Genomic DNA, 20,114 nt, shown 5'->3' with positions numbered 1-20,114 from the left:
GGTTCGGTCCCGGGGGCCAGATCGTGCCTGTCCCCAGTTATAAGTCAGAGGTATATCCCCCTGCGGAACGGATCGTTCTGCGCGAAAAACAATGTGCTTTCGGCCATGATATGCGCCTGCCCGGTCAGTGTTGGGATGACCCCACCATTAGGACCCGGTTGATAGCTGAGCCGATATGGGCTGCCGATCACGCTTTCCTGAATGATCTCTTCACCGGGGGCGAGAACACAATCCGCTGCCAGACAGGCCAGACGTGCCGAGCTACCAGTCCCACATGGGGATCGGTCGTATTGATCGTCCGGGCACAGTACAAAATTGCGGCTATGAATGTCTTTGTCAGGGGATTTGTCCTGCAGGATCACGTGGTCCACCAGTTCCCCGTTTTCACCACGCACACCTTGCGCGATACAGGCCTCGCGGATGGCGATGGTCAGATCGGTCAGGGCACGGATGTTGCTTGATTCCACGGCAATCGGGCTGGGATCGACAATGAAGAACCAGTTGCCGCCATAAGTAAGATCTCCGGTCACGATCCCATGGCCTTCCACCTTCACTGAAACGGATGCCTGCACCCGGCGACTTTCGATGTTGGTCACGCGCACGGTATTGGCGTCCACCAACTCCACCGCGATAACACCAGCCGGGGTTTCGACCTTATGAGTACCAGAAGTGATCCGGCCTAGATGGGCCAGAGTGACGGTCAGGCCAATTGTGCCATGCCCGCACATTCCAAGAACGGCGTCGGCATCGAAATAGATCACTCCGGTTTCACAGGATGTGTCTTCAGGTTTTACCAGAAGCGCCCCGACCATGCCGGGTTGGCCGCGAGGTTCCAATAACACCGATTTGTAGAACGCCTCATGCTCGGTAGCCAGGCGCTGTGCGCGTTCTGCCAACGAGCCCGGCCCCAGATCGGGGCCGCCGTCGAGGATGACCCGCGTGGGCATTCCTCCGGTGTGACTGTCAATCACACGCATTCAGCAATGACCCCACCCTGGCTGGACCAGTCGGCGAACCAGGTGCGGAACAGGCTGTATTGCTGTTCGCAATAGTTGCGCTGGGCGTCCGTTAGTTCGTCGGTTTCGTTGAAGTGCAAGCGGTATTCCTCTTCGCCGTTCAGAACCAGCAAGTGTTTGTAATACAACACCAGATCGGTGCCTTCGTCAAAGCTGGCCAGCACGCCAAAGGCTTCTTCCAACTCGCGGGCACGCGTCCGGGCTTCGGCATGACCGGCGGCCGCTTTTTGACACAATGCGGCCAGCAGAAGCGCCTCTTTGGGCAAGGCAGTGCCAATTCCGGTGATCGAGCCGGTGGCGCCGCAATTGACGAAGCCGTGGTAGACTTCGGTGTCCACACCGACCATCAGCGTCACCTGATCATCTTTCGAGGTAATATGCTCTGCCGCATAGCGCAGGTCGCTTTTGCCACCGAATTCCTTGAACCCTACCAGATTGGGGTGTTCGGCCCGCAGGGCAAAGAACAACTCTGCCCGGGTTGCAAACCCATAGACCGGGCTGTTGTAAATGATGGCCGGAACGTCTGGTGCGGCGGATAGGATCGCCTTGAAGTGATTTCGTTGGGCTGCGATGGACGACCCGCGCGACAGAACGCGAGGGATGACCATGAGCCCCGCAGCGCCAACCTGTTGCGCATGCGCGGCTAGAGCCACCGCTGATTTTGAATTAATCGCCCCAGTGCCGACGACAACAGGCAAGCCTGCCTCAATCAAGCGCTCGACGCCTTCCATTCGTTCCGCATCTGACAGCAATGGCCAATCGCCCATCGAGCCGCAATAGACAACGGCGGACATGCCTGCCGCGATCATTTCCTTGCCCTTCTGTACCAGAGTATCGAAGTCCGGTGTCCGGTCGACTTTGCAAGGTGTCATCAGGGCTGGCATGGTGCCGGTGAAGATATTCTGGGACATTGAGAGAGCCTTCCTTACGGTTTCAAGGGCCGTAGTGTTCAGCGCACATTGGCTACGTATTTGCGAATGTTTCTGGATTTTGCATTGCCGAAGATCTGCCAGGTTGGGCAGATCTTTTCCGTCACACCCTGACGGAAACAAACAATTCGGTCTGGCACATCACGTGCGAAATCCATCTGGTTTGTGAAACAGATCACTGTCATGCCTTTTTACCCCATTCAGCGGCGCGTTTCCTGAACATGTGATCCCTTTTGAATTAGACGTCGCCTGCGTTCATACAGGATAATGTATCCAAAAACCAATAATATTTGATTGGAGTTTTTCCAAAGTGTGCTGCCACTCAAGTGTCGAGCAGATCGCCAACTTTTTCATACACGCTTTCGCATTCATCGTTTTCCACCATTTCCATTCCAATCCTCTAACCCCGAACCAAGTGCCGTATGGTGCGAAGCGAGGGCCGATGTGCGGCTGAGTTCTTTCGTTATTGACTGTCCTTCCTAGTGCCATTCATCCGGCATCGCCGCTTTGCGATCAGAAACGAAGGCTTCCAAAGCCGATCGAACACTGGGTTTCATTTCTGGTTGCTGGTAATCGTCCAACATGTGACGCCATCGGGCAGAAGCGCGCTGATCCGAGGTGCGTGCGCCTTTCTCGACCCAGGTCTCATAAGGACCTGCGTCTGATATCTGTGGCTCGAAATTGGCCGAGGTATAGTGGCGCAAAGTGTGGCTGGTGGACAGAAAGTTCTCACCCGGGCCGGTCTCAAAATAGGCATCACGGCCAAAGTCTTCGTCCGCGGTTTCGAACCCTTGCAGCAGTTTCAGCATCGCGCCGCAATGGTCGAGATCCATCACGAACTTTTCGTAGGACATGACAAGACCACCCTCGAGCCAGCCGGCCGCGTGCCAGACCTGGTGCGCCCCGGACAGGAGCGTGGCCCACATTGCGCCGGTGCTGTCCTGCATCGCCTGACCGTCCGGAGCATTGGACGCCGTGATCTGCCCTCCACCAGATCGTACCGGTACACCCAGCCTTCGCCCAAGCTGGCTCAGGGCCATTGTCGTCATGTTTGCTTCGGGGGAGCCAAAGGTCAGCGCGCCGCTGCGTAGGTTCATCGTTGAATGGAAGCTGCCAAAAACAACCGGACAGCCGGGTCGAACCAGTTGTGTCAGGGCGATCCCTACCATTGCTTCGGCCAATGTCTGCGCCGCGACGGCGGCGGGCGACAGCGGCCCCATGGCACCCGCAAATATCGCCGGGGAAACGCAGACACATTGGTTCGCATCGGCATAGACACGCAACGCGCCTGACATGGTGTGGTCGTAGATCAACGGCGAATTGACGTTGATATTGGCTTGCATGACAGCGTTGTTTTTGACGAAGTCACGCCCGAAAACCAATCTGGCCATTTCGATACTGTCCAGTGCCCTTTCGGGGGCGGTCACGGACCCCATGAAGGGTTTGGCCGACAGGGTGAGATGCGCCAGCAACATGTCCAGATGACGTTTGTTCACCGGCACATCGGTCGGCTCTACCACAGTGCCGCCAGAATGATGCAGGGCAGGGGAGATGTAGGCGAGCTTCACGAAATTGTGGAAATCCTCCAGCGTGGCATAACGCCGACCTCGGGACAGATCGCTCACAAATGGTGAGCCATATCCGGGCATCAGAACCAGATTGTTCCCGCCCAGGGTCACTGTGTGTCTGGGGTCGCGGCCATGAAGTTGAAACTCAGCAGGGGCGGTGGCGCATATTTCGCGCACGTGTCCCGGCTCAAAGCGAACCCTTTCGCCTTCAACCCGTGCCCCGGCCTGAGCGAATAAGTCCAAGGCATCCCTGTCTCCACGAAACTCAATGCCGATTTCATCAAGTACCCAATCCGCCTGTTCTTCAATTCTTGCCAGAGCTCGTTCCTCCAAAAGATCGTAGGCCGGAATCCGGCGCCCTCGGAAAGACGAGGGTTCAAGCGGTGTATTGTGCCGAGACAGGCGGCGACGGTGTGTTTTGCGCCGACGACTTTCTGACGTCACAAGATCCGACGTTGTGTTCAAACGTCCCAACGCTTTCCCTCCGCTTCGAAAGAACCGGGGATCAGTTTGCATGTCAAAAAAGCGCTGAAAATCGAAAATATCTTTTCGCGATGTATAAAAAATTTATACACAAGATTATGCCCAGCCACTTTCGCCATCATGACCTTCTCAGGCTTTTCGTAGAAATCGCTCGCTACCCGAGCTTTTCTGAGGCGGCCGGTGCGCTGAACATGACCAAGGGCGCGATCAGCTATCAGATCAAGACGCTTGAAACCGATCTGGGGTTAACCCTTTTTCGGCGCACAACGCGCGGAGTGGCTTTGACAGGTGAAGGGCTCAAGCTGTTGGCGGTCTGTCAGGTCCCTTATCAAGAGATTGAAGCCGGATTAAAGGAGATCAAGCAAGCCGTGTCGCGTACGCTGACGGTTGGAGTTTCGACCTATTTCGCAGCCCGTTGGCTGTCGCCCCGGCTGATGTCGTTCATGCAGTCACATCAGGACGTGCAACTGCGGATTCAACCGATGATTCAGTTTTCCGAGTTCGAGATGCAAGATGTTGATCTGGCCATCAGGTGGGGCCATGGACGCTGGAGCGACGGTGACGTAACGCTGTTCATGCCCCTGCGTTCCTTTCCGGTCGGCAATCAGGAGGCCGCGGAACAGGTCGCATTTTTCGGAATTGAGGGCGCGATGTCCAGTTTGACCCTTCTGCGAGACCGTGATGACAGCAACGCTTGGTCAGAATGGTTGAACGCGGCGGGTCTGCCTCAGCAGAGCCGAAGGGACGTGCTGATTGTACCGGATCCAAATGTGCGGGTCCAAGCCGTGATCGACGGTCAGGGAATTGCTTTGATGGATAATCTTGTAATGGGTGAGTTGAATGACGGAAAACTGGTTCGGCTTTCCGATACCGAACTTCCGAACTACGGGTATTTCATCGTTCGGCCGCCCCGCGTTGCAGCCGCGGAAACCGTACAGGTGTTTTCCGACTGGCTTCTGCATCAGCTCTGACCGGTAATTTGGTGCTTTTGAATGCGAGTTCAGTTCTTTCGAGAAGTCGTCTTTGCGAAAGAACGGTACATTGTGATCCTTGTTAGGCTGCTCACTAAATCCATACGCCTAGTCTGGTGATGTGCACGGTCGCAGGCAAGCCGGCGCCGAAAACACTTTTCAGGCGAGACGGGGCCCTTTGTGTCGGTTTCAATTGCGGCTCGTCTGTCCTGTTCACTTACAGGTTTTGCACCCCGTGCACTGTCAGTGTACTGACCAAATCGGCATAGTCTTCGCGCGCTTTGGCACCCGCACCTGTGTTCCACATATAGTACCAGTTCAGCATCCCAAAAACCGACATGGTAGCACCGCGCAGCTTGTCCTGATCACCTTCAAACGACGCGGGTGCCAGTTCATTCAGGATGTCGCGAACAAAATTCACCAGATCGCGCTGATAGTTTCGCAGTCGTTTTTGCTGCTCATCCGTAAGCGTGCTCATCCCGCTGATCTGCACCCGATGCTCGTCATCTGCGCCCTGATAGGCAAAGAGAATTTCACGCACCGCCTTACGCAGCTTTTGATCTGGGGAAAGACCGTTCAGATCCACATTGCAGATTCGGTCGCGCAGTTCGCGCAGATAGGTTTCAAGGATGTCATACAGAATGGCATCCTTGCTGTCATAGTAGTGGTAGATGTTTGCTTTTGAGATTCCGCACTCTTTGGCCAATACGGTCATGGAAGCACGGTCAAACCCCTGATCAGCGAACACTTTGGCCGCCGTTTTCAGGATTTGCTGCCGTTTCTGGTCGTGGTCTTTGGCGATTGTCCGGGCCACGGCTTATTCCTTGTCGCGATTGTCGATGACGCGCTTCGCCTTGCCCTGTGAGCGTTCGACGTCGCCGGGGTCACCTACAACAATTTCCGTGGAAACGCCAACGACGTCCTTGATCCGCTTGGTCAGCATCCGCGCTGCCGCCGTTTTTGACAGCTCATCTGCTGAATCCAGTGAGGCTTCGACAAAGACCCGCATGGCATCCATACGACCGGATTTGTACAACTCGATCTGATAGTAGGGGGCAAGGCCGCCTGTCGCCATGACCTGCTCTTCGATCTGGCTGGGAAAGACGTTGACCCCGCGCAGGATCATCATGTCATCGCTTCGCCCCGTGATCTTGGCCATCCGACGCATGGACCGCGCCGTTCCGGGTAACAGGCACGTTAGGTCGCGTGTGCGGTACCGGATCATTGGCAGCCCTTCTTTGGTGAGGGTCGTGAACACCAGCTCTCCGGTTTCGCCGTCAGGCAGGACCTCTCCGGTGGCGGGGTCGATGATTTCCGGTAGGAAGTGGTCTTCCCAGATCACCGGGCCGTCCTTGGTTTCAACGCATTCGTTGGCCACCCCGGGGCCCATAATCTCGGACAGGCCGTAAATGTCCACGGCATGCATATCAAACGCGGCCTCAACCTCGGCCCGCATGGCGTCGGTCCAGGGCTCTGCACCGAAGACGCCAACCTTCAACGAGCTTTCGCGTGGGTCCAGACCCGCCTTGTGGAACTGCTCAAGGATATTGAGCATATAGGACGGGGTAACCATGATCCCGTCGGGGCGGAAATCGTTGATCAGGCTGACCTGCTTTTCTGTTTGACCACCGGACATGGGAACCACGGTCGCGCCGAGACGCTCGATTCCGTAATGGGCGCCCAGCCCGCCGGTAAACAACCCATAACCATAGGCGTTGTGCACCATATCGCCCTTGCGTAATCCCGAGGCACGCAGGGAGCGCGCGCCCAGGTCTGCCCAGTTGTCGATATCATTCTTGGTGTAGCCTACCACCGTAGGTTTGCCCGTCGTACCGGACGAAGCGTGCAGGCGAATGATCTCGCTACGTGGAACCGCGAAAAGACCGAAGGGATAGTTGTCACGCAGATCGTTCTTGTACGTGAACGGAAACTTCGCGAGGTCAGACAGCTGTTGAAGGTCTTCAGGATGCACGCCAGTCTCGTCAAACCGTTGTCTATACATCGGCACGTTGTCATAGGCATGACGTACGGCCCACTTCAGGCGATCAAGCTGCGTGGCACGAATTTCGTCGATCGAGGCGATCTCGATCGGGTCCAGATCCGCTTTGTTTGGGGTAAGGTCTTCCATCGCGTAACTCCTCCAGTCGCGAAGCTATTCTTCGAAATTATGACCACCAACAGCGCGCGAGATGCCGCGAAACTCGGCGATCAAAGTGTTGTCTTGATTGGTGACGTGGACGTCGTAGATGCCGTTGCGCCCGGTCACAGTGACCTCGGTCGCGGTGGCTGTCAGACGGTCGCCGTTCTTTCCGGGGGCCAGATAGCTTATCATCGTGTGCTGACCGACTGTTGCCACGTTTCGGCTGTTGCAGGCGAACGCAAACGCACTGTCTGCCAGGGCATGGGTGACGCCCCCATGACAAATGCCGTGTCCGTTGCAGTGATTGGACGCGATTGTCAGGGTCAGGATCGCATGGCCTTCATCGACCTCGGCAATCTTCATCCCAAACCATTTGCTGGCTTCGTCATTTGCCCACATTGCGGCGGCGGATTTTTCGGCGCGTTCCTTTGGCGTCATTTTCAACGTCCCTGAAAATTTGGTACGCGTTTTTCCAGGAAACTGGACACGCCCTCTGCATAGTCAGCGCTTTCACCGCAGGTTTTCATAGCGTCAGCTTCGATCTCAAGCTGATCACTCAGCGACGTGGTGGCCGCGGTTTGAATGCACTTTTTTGTCAGACCCAACCCAAGGGTGGGGCCATTGGCGAATTGCTCTGCAAGGGCGCGCGCCTCTGTCATCAGTTGATCATCTGGCAGCGCCTTCCAGATCAGCCCCCAGTCTTCGGCCTGTTGGGCCGGAAGGGGTTGGGCTGTCAGGGCCAGCCCCTTGGCGCGGGCCTCTCCCAACAGACGGGGTAGGTGCCAGCTGCCTCCGGTGTCCGGTATCAATCCAACCTTGGAAAAGCTTTGAATGAACTTTGCGCTTTCTCCGGCCAGAACCATATCGCAGGCCAGTGCCAGGTTCGCTCCCGCGCCCGCGGCGACGCCGTTTACAGCGCAGATTACCGGAAAGTCCAAAGACCGGATCAGCCTCACCAAAGGTGCGTAAAAGGTGCGCACGGTTTTTCCCAGATCGGGCGGGCAATCCATTTTTGACGGGTCGCGGTCGCCCAGGTCCTGACCTGCGCAAAAACCGCGTCCGGCTCCGGTCAGCAAAATCGCACGGGCCCCATTATCGCGCGCGATTTTCAAAGCGTCCTGAAGGGCAATATGCATTTCTTCATTGAACGAGTTCAGCTTGTCGGGACGGTTCAGGGTTATTTCGACCCAGTTCCCATGATCTTTTGCAAGAATCGTATCTCTCATGACGGTCTCATCTGTTCTCGTTTCAACTTAATCATTGCATTAACCGAACGGTTGGTCAATATATAAACCAGAACCGAATCTGGACCGATCAAAGGGATGGCAAATGTTGCAGTCGTCGCTGGTGAGCGTTGAATTTAAGGGCGACGTGGCGTGGGTCACGATTGACAACCCGCCTGTAAACGCGACCTCGACCGCGGTTCGGCAAGGGCTGTCTGACGCGGTTGATGCCGTCAAAGGCGCGCGTGTGGCCGTGCTGCGCTGCGCTGGACGCACCTTTATCGCAGGCGGCGACATGTCCGAGTTCGACGCGCCACCGGTTGAGCCACATTTGCCTGACGTTGCACAGAAGATCGAAGACAGCGAGGTGCCGTTTATTGCCTGTATGCACGGAAATGTGCTGGGCGGCGGGTTCGAGATCGCCATGGCCTGTACCTGGCGGATTGCGGCGCCGGGTACTGGATTTGGTCTGCCAGAAGTCAATGTGGGCCTGATCCCGGGGGCAGGGGGCACGCAACGCTTGCCGCGCCTCGTCGGAATGGAGGCTGCAATCGACATGGCCTGTTCCGGCAAAATCATCAAAGCCGAGGCTCTTGCCAAGCTCGGGGGTGTTGACCTTATTTCCGAGGATCCAAAGGTCGCCATATTGGACTTTGTTGCGGACCTGCCCGAACGACCAGCTCCTGTCAGCCAGCGGGCTGTGGCTGAGTTCGCGCCTGATCTGCTGGAGGTCAGTCGCCAAGCCCTGAGGAAACGCGCCAAGGGGCAGCAATCACCGCTGGAAAACCTGACTGCGCTGAGCTGGTCTGCTGAGCCATATTCGAAAGCGCAACCGAAAGAGCGTGCTCGCCACTTGGCATTGCGCCAAAGCGCTGAAAGTCGTGCATTGCGCCACGCCTTTTTTGCGGAACGCAGTGTGTCCAAACCGTCGTTGATCAAGGGCGCAGGCGCGCGTGACATCACTCGGATCGCCGTTGTCGGTGGGGGGCTTATGGGGGCGGGAATTGCAACCGCTGTGCTGAATGGTGGGTTGTCGGTCACTTTGATCGAGCGGGATCCTGATGCCGCGGCGGCCGCCCACAACCGGGTTGAGGGCTTGCTGCGAGGTGCCGTCAATCGGGGAAAGATGACCGAGGCGCAACTTCGGGATCACCTCGCCGCCTTTCGTGCCGCGGACACATATGCGGAAGCAGCTGATGCACAGCTGGCAATTGAAGCGGTCTTTGAAGACCTACCCGTCAAACAGCAGGTGTTTGCGGAATTGGCCAGCCATATGCACCCTGATGCAATTCTGGCAACCAATACGTCCTATCTGAACCCCGTCGAGATATTCGACGGTATTGAAAACCCATCTCGTTGCATCGGTCTGCACTTCTTCAGCCCTGCCCATGTCATGAAGCTTTTGGAGATTGTGCATACTCCGCATACATCTCCCGAAGTTATTGCGACCGGGTTTGCGCTGGGAAAAAAGCTCCGCAAGGTTTCGGTTCTGTCCGGGATTTGCGATGGTTTTATTGGCAACCGCATGTTGGCCGCCTATCGGCGCGAGGCCGATTACCTGCTGGCGGATGGTGCGTTGCCCTATCAAGTGGACCAGGCGATGCGGGCATTTGGAATGCCGATGGGTCCGTATGAGTTGCAGGATTTGACCGGTCTTCAAATTGCCTGGGCCAATCGCAAACGCAATGCCGCGACCCGAGACCCAAACGAACGCTATGTTACAGTCGCTGACAAGCTTTGCGAGATGGAGCGCTTCGGCCAGCGTGTTGGCAAAGGGTGGTATCGCTACGAAGATGGAAATCGCAAGCCGATCCGCGATCCCGAAGTCGAAGCGTTGATTGAGGCCTATTCTGCCAAGCAGGGTGTCTCTCGCCAGGCCTATTCGGCAGAAGATATCACTTCTCGCATACTGGCCGTTCTGGTCAACGAGGGTGCTTTGATCATCGAAGAAGGGATCGCCGAAAACGCTGAAGCCGTCGATATGGTTCAGATCCATGGCTACGGCTTCCCACGTTGGAGGGGTGGGCCGATGAATTATTGCAACGAAATCGGAACCAACGAGGTGCACGCAAATATGCTAACCGCAGCGAATGAAAGCCCTGGATCGTGGCGCGTCGCGAGCCGTTTTGGAAACCACTAACATGTTGATAGTTACAAAAGTGACCATTAACGCATTCCTGAGTCATGTTTCGTAGGGAGGAGACAGAACCATGAAACTAGCCAACTTGAGCACACTATTGGCCTCAGCCGCGCTCGCCGTTTCGGGCACCATGGCGTTGGCGGCGGATTACACGCTGACCATTTCCAGTTGGGCACCGCCGACCCATGGCATCAACGCCAAGATGTGGCCGAAATTCGTCGAGATGGTTGAAGAGGCCACCGATGGTCAGGTCACTGCGGAATTGAAGCTGGGCCTTGCCCCTCCTCCGGCTCAGATGGACCTGATCATGGATGGCGCCGCAGATGCTTCGATCATTTTCCACGGTTATCAGCCGGGCCGGTTTGTCACCACCAAGATGATCGAACTGCCCGGATATGAGGGCTCGGCCGAAGAAGCTTCGGTTGCCTACTGGCGCACGTACGATCAGCATCTCAAGGCGGCGGATGAACATCGCGGCGTCAAAGTGATCGCTCTGCACACCCACGGTCCGGCGCAGCTTCATTCGAGCAGCCCTGTGACCACGCTTGATGAAGTTTCTGGCCTTAAGGTCCGTATCCCAGGTGGTGTTGGCGGTGACGTGGGCACAGCGCTGGGCGCAACGGGTATTCAGGTGCCAGCGCCAAAAGTGTACGAAACTCTGGCCTCGAAAGCGGCTGACGGTGTGGTCATGCCATTTGAATCCCGCAAGGGTTTCAAGCTGACCGAAGTTGCACAAAACGTGTATGAAGTTCCAGGCGGCCTGTATCGCGGATCATTTGCCTTCATCATGAATGAGGACACATTTGCCGATCTGCCCGAAGAACTGCAGGCGGCTTTGGAAGAGAACGTCTTTGGCGAGCCGCTGAGCCGCGAAATCGGCAAGATCTGGGATGAGATCGACGCGATCGGCCGTGAAGCGACGGTGGATACTGAAGGCAACGCGATCAACGCTGCATCCGCTGAAGACCTGGAAAAGTTCAATACGATCGCGGTTGATGTACGTGCCAAAGTCATTGACGAGGTCAACGGGACCGGCGTCGATGCCCAGGCCGCCTATGACATGATCGTAAATGAAATGGCTGCCCAGTAACGCAGCCTGGCTGGCGGGACTGAACCGCCAGCCATATTCACCCGTTGGGGGTTTATCATGCAATCTCTCGTGACCTTCGCGCGTCGCATCAGTATCGTGCCGACCGTGCTGGCCTGTGTGGCGCTGTTCATCCTGATGGTGATGACCTTTTTCGACGTCATCCTGCGCTCTGTCTTCAATGCCCCTATCGAGGCGGCAACTGAACTGACCCGGATTCTGATGGCAATCCTTGTGTTCTCGGTCTTGCCGATGATCTCGGCGGGGAAGGGTCAAATCGCGGTCGATTTGACGGATGGAATATTTGCACGTTTACGGCTGAGTAGGGCGCGCGACGCGATTGTCTATCTGGTGTCCGGCATCATGCTGATTTGGCCGATCCAACGCGTTTGGATTCTGGCTGAACGCGCGCGGGACTATGGCGACGTCACCGAATACCTGTCGATCCCTGTCTTCTATGTTGGCTGGTTTATTGCCGGGTTCACTGCGATCACGGCTGTTGCGATGGTCGTGACTGGCCTTTTGTACATCTTTGCCCCCCAAACCTTGTCGGAGCACGCCTGATGACTGCCGCGCTGATCGGTTTTGCCCTTGTTCTTGTTCTTGTACTGGTGCGCTTGCCCATCGTGTTTGCGATGGGGCTCGTGGGGACACTTGGGTTTGCATATGAACGCGGCGGCAGCATCCTGTCCGAGCGCGGACTGAAGGCCGCAATGTCGATGGTGGGGCGTCAGATCACTGACACGGCGCAGGATTACGGCCTGTCCGTCGTTCCGCTGTTTATCCTCATGGGCCTGTTCGTTAACAAGGGCGGATTGGCGCGCGAGTTATACGCGGTTTCGAACGCCTTTCTGGGTCACTTTCGGGGCGGTATCGCCATGGCGACGGTCGCGGCTTGTGGCGGGTTTTCCGCCATTTGTGGCTCGTCTCTGGCAACCGCTGCGACCATGTCCAAAGTCGCCATGCCTGAAATGCGCCGCTATCGATACTCGGATGAGCTATCTACGGCGTCGATTGCGGCAGGTGGCACGCTGGGTATTCTGATCCCCCCGTCTGTGATCCTGGTTATCTATGGCCTGCTGACCGAAACCTCGATTGGTAAGCTGTTCGTCGCTGGGATCATCCCGGGCGTGCTGGGCATCCTGTTCTACCTGTTCGCGGTTCGCTGGACTGTTTGGCGCAGGCCCGAGGCCGGTCCGGCGGGCGAACGCCACGGCTGGGGTGAGCGTCTTTCAGCGCTGCGCTCGGTCTGGGCCGTACTGCTGCTGTTCTTTCTTGTGATTGGCGGCTTGTATGGTGTGTTCGATTTCTATCCGCTGAACCTGACCTTCAGCCCGACCGAAGCCGCAGGCATGGGTGCCATGGGCGCCTTCCTAATCGCTCTGTCGCGGGGCGGGCTTACGTTAGGGTCGACCTTTGAGGTGTTGAAAGAAACCACCTACACTGCGGCGGCTTTGTTCTCGGTTCTGATCGGTGCGCAGATCTTTTCGAATTTCATCAACCTTGCCGGTCTGCCCGAAGCGCTGATCGCTCTGGTCACGGCGTATGAGGTGGAACCCTTTGTGGTGATCCTGATGATCCTGGGAATCTACATCATTCTGGGGTGTGTCTTTGAATCGCTCTCGATGCTGTTGCTGACGGTGCCGATCTTCTTCCCTCTTGTCACATCGTTGGGGTATGATCCGATCTGGTTCGGCATTGTCGTTGTTGTTGTGACCGAGATCAGCCTGATCACACCCCCTGTCGGTTTGAACGTTTTCATCCTGAAAGGTGTGGTCGGGGATGTGTCGACCGGCACAATCTTCAAAGGGGTTACACCGTTTTGGGTGGCGGACATCTTCCGTCTGGCCCTGATCGTTCTAGTGCCTTGGCTGGTGTTGGTCCTTCCTGAACATATGGGGGCGATGGGTCACTGATGTTTTCCCTGACCGCACTGCCCGAAGGATTCCACGCGGACCCGTACCAAACCTACGCAGCATTGCTCGAGGACACACCCGTCTGCTGGCAACCTGACGGGACAGTGGTGCTGTCGCGATACGATGATCTGGATCTCGTTTATCGGGACACGGAACGGTTCATATCCGACAAGAAGGCAGTTTTCGGCCCCAAATACGGGATCGACAGCCCTTTGTTCGAACATCACACCACCAGCCTTGTGTTCAACGACCCGCCACTGCACACTCGTGTCCGCAAGGTCATGGTGGGTGCGATGAACCCGCGCGCTTTGGCGCAGATGGAGCCGGGCTTGATCCAGCTAGTCGATGGCTTGCTGGACCAGATGCAGGTCAAGGGCACGGTCGAATTGATCGAGGATTTTGCCGGGGCCATCCCAATCGAGATCATTGGTAACCTGTTGGGCATACCCCGATCCGAGCGGGGGCCTCTGCGCGATTGGTCTATGGCCATTCTCGGCGCATTGGAACCTCAGTTGACACCTGAACAGGAAGAATGGGGCAACCGTTCGGTTTCAGACTTCAAGGAATTTCTTCGGCATATCATTGAAGATCGCCGTGCCAATCCTGGGGACCCTGCGACGGATGTCCTTACCCGGCTGATTCAGGACGATACGGATGGCGGCCTGACCGAGGTTGAGCTGTATCAGAACTGTATTTTCATCCTGAACGCTGGGCACGAGACCACGACCAACCTGATCGGTAATGCGTTGGAGCTGTTGGACCGGCACCCCGACAAACGAGCCGAGTTGCTGGCCGATCCGGATTTGATCTACACGGCGGTGGACGAGTTTTTGCGGTTGGAAAGTCCTAATCAGTTTGGCAATCGCCTGACGACCGAGGATGTGTCGTTTCACGGCCAGATCATTCCAACCGGCACTGATATTCACCTGTGCATCGGCGCGGCCAACCGCGATCCGCGGCAGTTTGAACGGCCCGATGATGTGGTATTGGATCGCCGCCCCAACAAGCATCACGCGTTTGCCGGAGGGCCGCATACCTGCGTTGGCCTGACTTTGGCGCGTATGGAGGGCCGGGTGGCTGTCGGTCGGTTCCTGGCTCGGTTTCCCGACTATCGCATCACTGATGGTGCTGAACGCGGTGGGCGGATCCGATTCAGAGGGTTCGCGCGATTGCCCGCGCTGGTCTAAGGTGTGCGGTTAGCGAATTCGACGTGGGAAAAGATTGACCGACCGTACGGTTTAAAATAGGATTTCGCCAAACCAACAAAGGGCTGCGCGAAGATCGCTAGACAGATTAGGAGACGCTCATGACAATCCAACAGATTTCCAGCTTTGCTGCCGGTGAATGGGTTTCGCCCGGCGAAGGTGCCCGCAACATTGCAAGCGCTGTCACAGGCGAAGTCATCGCGACGGCAGGCAATAGTGCCTTGGACGTGCAGGGGATGTTGGACCATGCGCGCGGCGTGGGTGGACCAGCCTTGCGCAAAATGACGTTTCATGAGCGGGCTAAGATGCTCAAAGCACTGTCCCTGCATTTGGGGCAGCATAAGAAGGCCTTGTATGACGTGTCCTTCAACACAGGTGCTACGCAGTCGGATCACCTGATCGACATCGATGGCGGCATCGGTACGATGTTCGTCTTCGCCTCAAAAGGTCGGCGCGAGATGCCGGACGGGCATGTCTATCTGGATGGTGAAGTCGAGCAGCTTTCCCGCAATGGCACTTTCCTGGGTCAACACATCTGCACCCCTCTGCACGGAGTGGCGGTTCATATCAACGCGTTCAACTTTCCTGTGTGGGGGATGTTGGAGAAGCTGGCTCCCACGCTCCTGGCGGGTGTTCCGGCCATTGTGAAACCGGCAACGAGCTCGTGTTATGTGACTGAACTGTGCGTCCGGCTGATGCTTGAATCCGGCATCTTGCCCAAGGGGGCGCTGCAATTGGTATCGGGTGGTCTGGGCGATATGCTGGACCGCCTGACAATGCAGGACGTCGTCAGTTTCACCGGATCCGCCGATACGGCGCTGAAACTGCGTTCGAACCCTGTGATCCTGCAGAACTCGGTGCGGTTCGTGGCGGAACAGGACAGCCTGAACTGCTCGATCCTCGGCCCCGATGCAGAGCCGGGCACGCCGGAATTTGACCTATTCATCAAGGAAGTTCAGCGTGAGATGACCGCAAAAGCGGGACAGAAATGCACCGCAATCCGGCGGATCATAGCGCCTGAACCACAGGTGCAAGCCGTGATCGAGGCGTTGTCCGCGCGGCTGTCCAAAACGGTCATCGGTGACCCGAAGCTGGAAACCACACGCATGGGCGCGCTGGTGTCGAATGGTCAAAAACGCGATGTTCTGGAAAAGGCCGCAATCATCGGGCAAGAGGCCGAGCGTGTCTTCGGCAACCCAGATGATTTTGCAGTCGATGGTGCGGATGCCGAGAAAGGCGCGTTCCTTCCGCCCATGCTCTATCATTGCGCCAACCCGGACGCGGCGCAGCGTGTGCATGACACCGAAGCTTTTGGCCCGGTCAGCACAGTGATGGGATACCGCGATCTTGATCATGCGATCGAATTGGCGAACCGGGGGCAGGGGTCGTTGGTGGCGTCGGTCATTACTCATAATCCAGAGGTGGCGCGGCAGGTTGCCATGGGGGCAGGGGCCTATCACGGGCGTCTGTATTTCAACAATCGCGACTCGATGAAGGAATCCACCGGCCATGGCTCTCCCTTGCCGCATATGGTTCATGGTGGTCCCGGGCGGGCCGGTGGTGGCGAAGAGATGGGCGGTGTGCGTGGCGTGAAGCACTATATGCAGCGAACGGCCATTCAAGGTTCGCCGGATCTGCTGACGGCTATTGGGAACAAGTGGGTGCCTGGCGCGACCGAGGTCGAAGGCCCCGCCCACCCATTCACGCGCCGGTTTCATGACCTTGCGATTGGCGAAACCATCCACACCTCACCGCGCACCATCACCTTGGAAGATATCGAACACTTCGCCAATTTCACCGGCGATACGTTCTATGCCCACATGGATCAGGCGGCAGCGGAACGTAACCCGTTCTTCCCGGGTCGCGTAGCGCATGGCTACCTGCTGCTATCCTTTGCCGCCGGGTTGTTTGTTGAACCGAATGAGGGGCCGGTTCTGGCCAATACCGGCCTTGACGGGTTGCGTTTCATGAAGCCGGTCGAGGCGGGAGATACCATCAAGGTACGTTTGACGGTCAAGAGCAAGACCAAGCGCAACGACGAGTATGGCGAGGTCCGTTGGCATGTCACGCTGACTCAGCAGGACGATGAAATGGTCGCCGAATATGAGCTATTGACTATGGTCGCCTACTAAGTACGTGGGGCCGGATGGCAATTCCTTCCGGCCTGAATATACTTGGCGCATGAAAGATACGGCTCCAGATTGGTTCGAGACCTGTGTCAGCCAACTGACTGCAACGGGTACGCAGCGTGTGTGGTCTGTTCTGGTCACGATTTTTGGTGATCTGGCGCAGGATGGGTCGGATCAGATTAGCGGTACACTGATCACCGCGCTCACCAACCTGGTCGGGATCAAGGCGGAAGCGACACGGGTAGCGCTGCACCGGTTGCGTAAGGAAGGCTGGATCGAAAGCACACGAGTTGGGCGAAACAGTGTGCACCAGCTTACGGAATTTGGTCGCCGCCAAAGCGCTGCAGCTGCGCCACGTATCTATTCCAGCGAAACGAACTTACCGGAGATCTGGCATGTACTTGTCGCCAGCAACTCGGAGAATTCCCGCAAGGAATTGTCGGATCTGATGCTGACGGGGGATTACATCCTGTTGAACCCGGCAACGGCCATGGCCCCTGGGCCGGTTCCTCAAGATATTGAGGATCTATTGGGTGTTGAAAGCAACACTATTTCCGTTCCGAACTGGCTTCGGGATCTGTGTGGGCCGGAATCGCTGAGGATTGCTTACGATCAAATTTGGGACGCAATTCAGGTTGTAAATCGGCTTCTGCCTGACGAGGGGGCGGGGGATCCGATGCGATCTGCGGTTTTGCGCGTTCTGATCGTGCACGCTTGGCGCCGTATCGTGCTGCGTCACCCTAACCTGCCGAAGGATTTCTTGCCGGATGGATGGAAGGGTGCTGAATGCAAAGAAGCTGTCTCGCAATTGTTGGAAAGATTGCCTCGCCCGACCCTAGCGACTTTGGAAACCGAGCTGGTCGACCAACCCTGATCCGGTCATCATTTGGTGAAAAACTTGGAATCCGGCTGTGAGTTCAAGGCCGCTCCTACCGTCTTTGCGGGCACAAACTCCGTTTTGGGTAGCAATTTTTAATGTTACAGAGTTTTTGCGGGATGTGAGAATTGGTAACATAAGTCTTGCATCGAATCGGATGAAGATTTATTAACCGACCAGACGGTTGATAGTGTTCCGCAGGAACAGGAGAACATCTAAGATGGACGCATTCATTTGTGACGCGACGCGCACTCCGATTGGACGGTATGGCGGTGCGCTGTCTTCGATCCGCACAGATGACCTGGCCGCTCTTCCGCTGGCGGCCCTGAAAGCGCGCAACCCTCAGGTTGACTGGGCCAGTGTGGACGACGTGATTTATGGGGATGCCAATCAGGCAGGAGAGAGCAACCGCAACGTTGCGCGCATGGCGGCGCTGCTGGCCGGGTTACCCATTGAAGTGCCTGGAACTACAATAAATCGCCTTTGTGCCAGCGGCATGGATGCCGTTGGAATGGCAGCGCGTGGAATTAAGGCCGGCGACTACGATCTGGCCATCGCGGGCGGGGTGGAAAGCATGTCCCGTGCACCGTTTGTGATGCCCAAGGCCACGTCGGCGTTTACCCGCAGCAATGCGGTTTATGACACGACGATCGGCTGGCGTTTCGTGAACCCGAAGATGAAACGGGAATATGGCGTGGATTCCATGCCGCAGACCGCCGACAACGTCGCCGAAGACTATGGCATCAGCCGCGAAGATCAGGATGCTTTTGCCGCGCGCAGTCAGGCGCGTTGGGCGGGGGCGCATGCAGCAGGCATATTTGCGGATGAAATCACTCCGGTTTCGGTCCCGCAGCGCAAAGGCGATCCGATTGTTGTTGATACGGATGAGCATCCGCGTCCGGGAACATCGGCGGAAAAGTTGTCGAGTCTCAAAGGTGTCAACGGACAGGAAAAAACTGTAACGGCCGGGAATGCTTCGGGGGTGAATGATGGCGCTGCCGCAATCCTGATGGCGAACGAAGCCGCTGCCACCAAGAACGGCCTGACCCCAATGGCCCGTGTGGTCGGCATGTCTGTTGCAGGAGTCGCGCCGCGCGTTATGGGTATCGGTCCGGTTCCGGCGAGCCGTAAGGTTCTGGAACGTGCCGGGCTCAGCATCGATCAGATGGATGTGATAGAGTTGAACGAAGCTTTCGCGTCTCAGGGGCTGGCAACGCTGCGTGAATTGGGTGTGCCCGATGATGCGCCGCAGGTAAATCCGAACGGTGGCGCAATCGCGCTAGGCCACCCGCTGGGCATGTCGGGCGCTCGGCTGGTGTTGACGGCAGCCTATCAATTGCGACGTACCGGCGGGCGCTATGCGCTCTGCACCATGTGTGTGGGTGTCGGTCAGGGCGCGGCCCTTATTCTTGAACGCGTGTAACGGAGGAGACGGGACATGTATGCTCAGATGGTGAAATCCGAGGCATCAAACGAAGATCCGGAAAAGCTGGCTGAATTTCAGGCGCGGATTGATGCCGATATCAAGATCGAACCGAAGGACTGGATGCCTCAGGCCTACCGCAAGACCCTGATCCGTCAGATCGGGCAACACGCGCATTCCGAAATTGTTGGGCAATTGCCCGAAGGCAACTGGATCACGCGGGCCCCGACGCTAGAGCGCAAAGCGATCCTTCTGGCAAAGGTGCAGGATGAGGCCGGCCACGGGCTCTACCTTTACTGCGCGGCAGAAACGCTGGGCGTCAGCCGCGATGAGATCACCGAGATGCTGCTGGACGGGCGCATGAAATACTCGTCGATCTTTAACTATCCGACGCTGAACTGGGCCGATATCGGCGCGGTTGGATGGCTGGTGGATGGTGCAGCGATCATGAATCAAGTGCCGCTACAGCGTACATCCTACGGGCCATATTCACGTGCCATGATCCGTATCTGCAAGGAAGAGAGCTTTCACCAGCGGCAGGGCTATGACGCGATCCGCAAGATGGCCGAGGGCACGCCCGAGCAGCGCAAGATGGCCCAAGATGCGATGAACCGCTTCTGGTACCCGTCGCTGATGATGTTCGGCCCGTCCGACAAGGACTCGGTGCATTCCGCGCAGTCGATGGCGTGGAAGATCAAGATCAACACCAATGACGAGCTGCGCCAGAAATTCGTCGACCAGACCGTGCCGCAGGCCGAGTATCTGGGCCTGACTATTCCTGATCCGAACTTGAAATGGAACGAGGAGCGCGGACACTACGATTTCTCGGAACCTGATTGGTCGGAATTCTTCGATGTGATCAAGGGCAATGGGCCCTGCAACGTCGACCGACTGGCCGCACGCAACAAGGCTTGGGATGATGGCCAATGGGTCCGCGATGGCTTGCTGGCCCATGCCCGCAAGAAACAAGCTGGCAATCTGGCTGCTGAATAAGCTTACCCTGAGGA

Annotated in this window: 17 protein-coding genes; 10 read left to right on the top strand and 7 right to left on the bottom strand. The window is 57.0% G+C overall.

Going from position 1 to position 20,114, the window contains the following annotated elements; genetic code table 11:
• Positions 1-44: 44 nt before the first annotated feature.
• From ACR0LF_RS09580 to ACR0LF_RS09570, 3 genes are all read right to left on the bottom strand, one after another.
• Positions 45-977 (bottom strand): 4-hydroxyproline epimerase, encoded by a 933-nt coding sequence (locus ACR0LF_RS09580; protein ID WP_480576314.1) that lies wholly within the window; start codon positions 975-977, stop codon positions 45-47.
• Entirely contained in the window at positions 968-1,927 is a 960-nt protein-coding gene (locus ACR0LF_RS09575; RefSeq protein WP_480576317.1) for a dihydrodipicolinate synthase family protein, read from the bottom strand. The genes ACR0LF_RS09580 and ACR0LF_RS09575 overlap by 10 nt, the downstream gene beginning before the upstream one ends.
• Before the next feature lie 497 nt (positions 1,928-2,424).
• A complete protein-coding gene (locus ACR0LF_RS09570) occupies positions 2,425-4,029 on the bottom strand; it encodes a trimethylamine methyltransferase family protein (RefSeq protein WP_480576320.1) in 1,605 nt (534 codons plus the stop codon).
• Between the two features lie 65 nt (positions 4,030-4,094).
• On the opposite strand from ACR0LF_RS09570, the gene ACR0LF_RS09565 reads away from it, so the two are divergent.
• Positions 4,095-4,967, top strand: a complete 873-nt coding sequence (locus tag ACR0LF_RS09565) for a LysR substrate-binding domain-containing protein (protein WP_480576323.1) — start codon at positions 4,095-4,097, stop codon at positions 4,965-4,967.
• A gap of 217 nt (positions 4,968-5,184) precedes the next feature.
• Here ACR0LF_RS09565 and ACR0LF_RS09560 read toward each other — a convergent pair whose 3' ends face one another.
• The 4 genes from ACR0LF_RS09560 to paaG are packed head-to-tail and all read right to left on the bottom strand — an operon-like array spanning position 5,185 to position 8,333.
• Entirely contained in the window at positions 5,185-5,781 is a 597-nt protein-coding gene (locus ACR0LF_RS09560; RefSeq protein WP_480576326.1) for a TetR/AcrR family transcriptional regulator, read from the bottom strand.
• 3 nt (positions 5,782-5,784) lie between these two features.
• Complete coding sequence (gene paaK, locus ACR0LF_RS09555; RefSeq protein ID WP_480576329.1) at positions 5,785-7,095, bottom strand: phenylacetate--CoA ligase PaaK; 1,311 nt, start codon at positions 7,093-7,095, stop codon at positions 5,785-5,787.
• A gap of 24 nt (positions 7,096-7,119) precedes the next feature.
• A complete protein-coding gene (gene paaI / locus ACR0LF_RS09550) occupies positions 7,120-7,545 on the bottom strand; it encodes a hydroxyphenylacetyl-CoA thioesterase PaaI (RefSeq protein WP_480576330.1) in 426 nt (141 codons plus the stop codon).
• 2 nt (positions 7,546-7,547) lie between these two features.
• Positions 7,548-8,333 (bottom strand): 2-(1,2-epoxy-1,2-dihydrophenyl)acetyl-CoA isomerase PaaG, encoded by a 786-nt coding sequence (gene paaG / locus ACR0LF_RS09545; protein WP_480576333.1) that lies wholly within the window; start codon positions 8,331-8,333, stop codon positions 7,548-7,550.
• Positions 8,334-8,436: 103 nt separating this feature from the next.
• Between paaG and ACR0LF_RS09540 the strand changes: the two genes are divergently transcribed.
• The 9 genes from ACR0LF_RS09540 to paaA all read left to right on the top strand — a co-directional run bounded on the left by ACR0LF_RS09540 (position 8,437) and on the right by paaA (position 20,100).
• The gene (locus ACR0LF_RS09540; RefSeq protein ID WP_480576335.1) at positions 8,437-10,470 is read left to right on the top strand and encodes an FAD-dependent oxidoreductase; all 2,034 of its coding nucleotides are present in this window, start codon (positions 8,437-8,439) and stop codon (positions 10,468-10,470) included.
• 70 nt (positions 10,471-10,540) lie between these two features.
• Positions 10,541-11,560: a TRAP transporter substrate-binding protein gene (locus ACR0LF_RS09535; protein ID WP_480576338.1), complete on the top strand. Its 1,020-nt coding sequence runs from the start codon at positions 10,541-10,543 to the stop codon at positions 11,558-11,560.
• Positions 11,561-11,617: 57 nt separating this feature from the next.
• Positions 11,618-12,121, top strand: coding sequence for a TRAP transporter small permease (locus ACR0LF_RS09530; RefSeq protein WP_480576341.1), 504 nt, complete (start codon positions 11,618-11,620; stop codon positions 12,119-12,121).
• A complete protein-coding gene (locus ACR0LF_RS09525) occupies positions 12,121-13,473 on the top strand; it encodes a TRAP transporter large permease (RefSeq protein ID WP_480576344.1) in 1,353 nt (450 codons plus the stop codon). The genes ACR0LF_RS09530 and ACR0LF_RS09525 overlap by 1 nt, the downstream gene beginning before the upstream one ends.
• Positions 13,473-14,660 (top strand): cytochrome P450, encoded by a 1,188-nt coding sequence (locus ACR0LF_RS09520; RefSeq protein ID WP_480576348.1) that lies wholly within the window; start codon positions 13,473-13,475, stop codon positions 14,658-14,660. The genes ACR0LF_RS09525 and ACR0LF_RS09520 overlap by 1 nt, the downstream gene beginning before the upstream one ends.
• Positions 14,661-14,779: 119 nt before the next feature.
• The gene (gene paaZ / locus ACR0LF_RS09515) at positions 14,780-16,810 is read left to right on the top strand and encodes a phenylacetic acid degradation bifunctional protein PaaZ (protein ID WP_480576351.1); all 2,031 of its coding nucleotides are present in this window, start codon (positions 14,780-14,782) and stop codon (positions 16,808-16,810) included.
• 49 nt (positions 16,811-16,859) lie between these two features.
• Complete coding sequence (locus ACR0LF_RS09510) at positions 16,860-17,681, top strand: PaaX family transcriptional regulator C-terminal domain-containing protein (protein WP_480576354.1); 822 nt, start codon at positions 16,860-16,862, stop codon at positions 17,679-17,681.
• A gap of 223 nt (positions 17,682-17,904) precedes the next feature.
• Positions 17,905-19,107, top strand: a complete 1,203-nt coding sequence (gene pcaF, locus ACR0LF_RS09505) for a 3-oxoadipyl-CoA thiolase (protein WP_480576357.1) — start codon at positions 17,905-17,907, stop codon at positions 19,105-19,107.
• A gap of 15 nt (positions 19,108-19,122) precedes the next feature.
• Entirely contained in the window at positions 19,123-20,100 is a 978-nt protein-coding gene (gene paaA / locus ACR0LF_RS09500; protein ID WP_480576360.1) for a 1,2-phenylacetyl-CoA epoxidase subunit PaaA, read from the top strand.
• The last annotated feature ends 14 nt before the right edge of the window (positions 20,101-20,114 follow it).

This window comes from Ruegeria sp. E8 (assembly GCF_056533985.1).
This window is presented reverse-complemented; position numbering and strand designations above follow the sequence as displayed.

What these genes read in the sequence shown, in the direction of transcription:
- ACR0LF_RS09580 (WP_480576314.1), bottom strand. Translation starts at nt 977, where the DNA reads ATGCGTGTGATTGACAGTCACACCGGAGGAATGCCCACGCGGGTCATC.
- ACR0LF_RS09575 (WP_480576317.1), bottom strand. Translation starts at nt 1,927, where the DNA reads ATGTCCCAGAATATCTTCACCGGCACCATGCCAGCCCTGATGACACCT.
- ACR0LF_RS09570 (WP_480576320.1), bottom strand. Translation starts at nt 4,029, where the DNA reads ATGCAAACTGATCCCCGGTTCTTTCGAAGCGGAGGGAAAGCGTTGGGA.
- ACR0LF_RS09565 (WP_480576323.1), top strand. Translation starts at nt 4,095, where the DNA reads ATGCCCAGCCACTTTCGCCATCATGACCTTCTCAGGCTTTTCGTAGAA.
- paaK (WP_480576329.1), bottom strand. Translation starts at nt 7,095, where the DNA reads ATGGAAGACCTTACCCCAAACAAAGCGGATCTGGACCCGATCGAGATC.
- paaI (WP_480576330.1), bottom strand. Translation starts at nt 7,545, where the DNA reads ATGACGCCAAAGGAACGCGCCGAAAAATCCGCCGCCGCAATGTGGGCA.
- paaG (WP_480576333.1), bottom strand. Translation starts at nt 8,333, where the DNA reads ATGAGAGATACGATTCTTGCAAAAGATCATGGGAACTGGGTCGAAATA.
- ACR0LF_RS09540 (WP_480576335.1), top strand. Translation starts at nt 8,437, where the DNA reads ATGTTGCAGTCGTCGCTGGTGAGCGTTGAATTTAAGGGCGACGTGGCG.
- ACR0LF_RS09535 (WP_480576338.1), top strand. Translation starts at nt 10,541, where the DNA reads ATGAAACTAGCCAACTTGAGCACACTATTGGCCTCAGCCGCGCTCGCC.
- ACR0LF_RS09530 (WP_480576341.1), top strand. Translation starts at nt 11,618, where the DNA reads ATGCAATCTCTCGTGACCTTCGCGCGTCGCATCAGTATCGTGCCGACC.
- ACR0LF_RS09525 (WP_480576344.1), top strand. Translation starts at nt 12,121, where the DNA reads ATGACTGCCGCGCTGATCGGTTTTGCCCTTGTTCTTGTTCTTGTACTG.
- ACR0LF_RS09520 (WP_480576348.1), top strand. Translation starts at nt 13,473, where the DNA reads ATGTTTTCCCTGACCGCACTGCCCGAAGGATTCCACGCGGACCCGTAC.
- paaZ (WP_480576351.1), top strand. Translation starts at nt 14,780, where the DNA reads ATGACAATCCAACAGATTTCCAGCTTTGCTGCCGGTGAATGGGTTTCG.
- ACR0LF_RS09510 (WP_480576354.1), top strand. Translation starts at nt 16,860, where the DNA reads ATGAAAGATACGGCTCCAGATTGGTTCGAGACCTGTGTCAGCCAACTG.
- pcaF (WP_480576357.1), top strand. Translation starts at nt 17,905, where the DNA reads ATGGACGCATTCATTTGTGACGCGACGCGCACTCCGATTGGACGGTAT.
- paaA (WP_480576360.1), top strand. Translation starts at nt 19,123, where the DNA reads ATGTATGCTCAGATGGTGAAATCCGAGGCATCAAACGAAGATCCGGAA.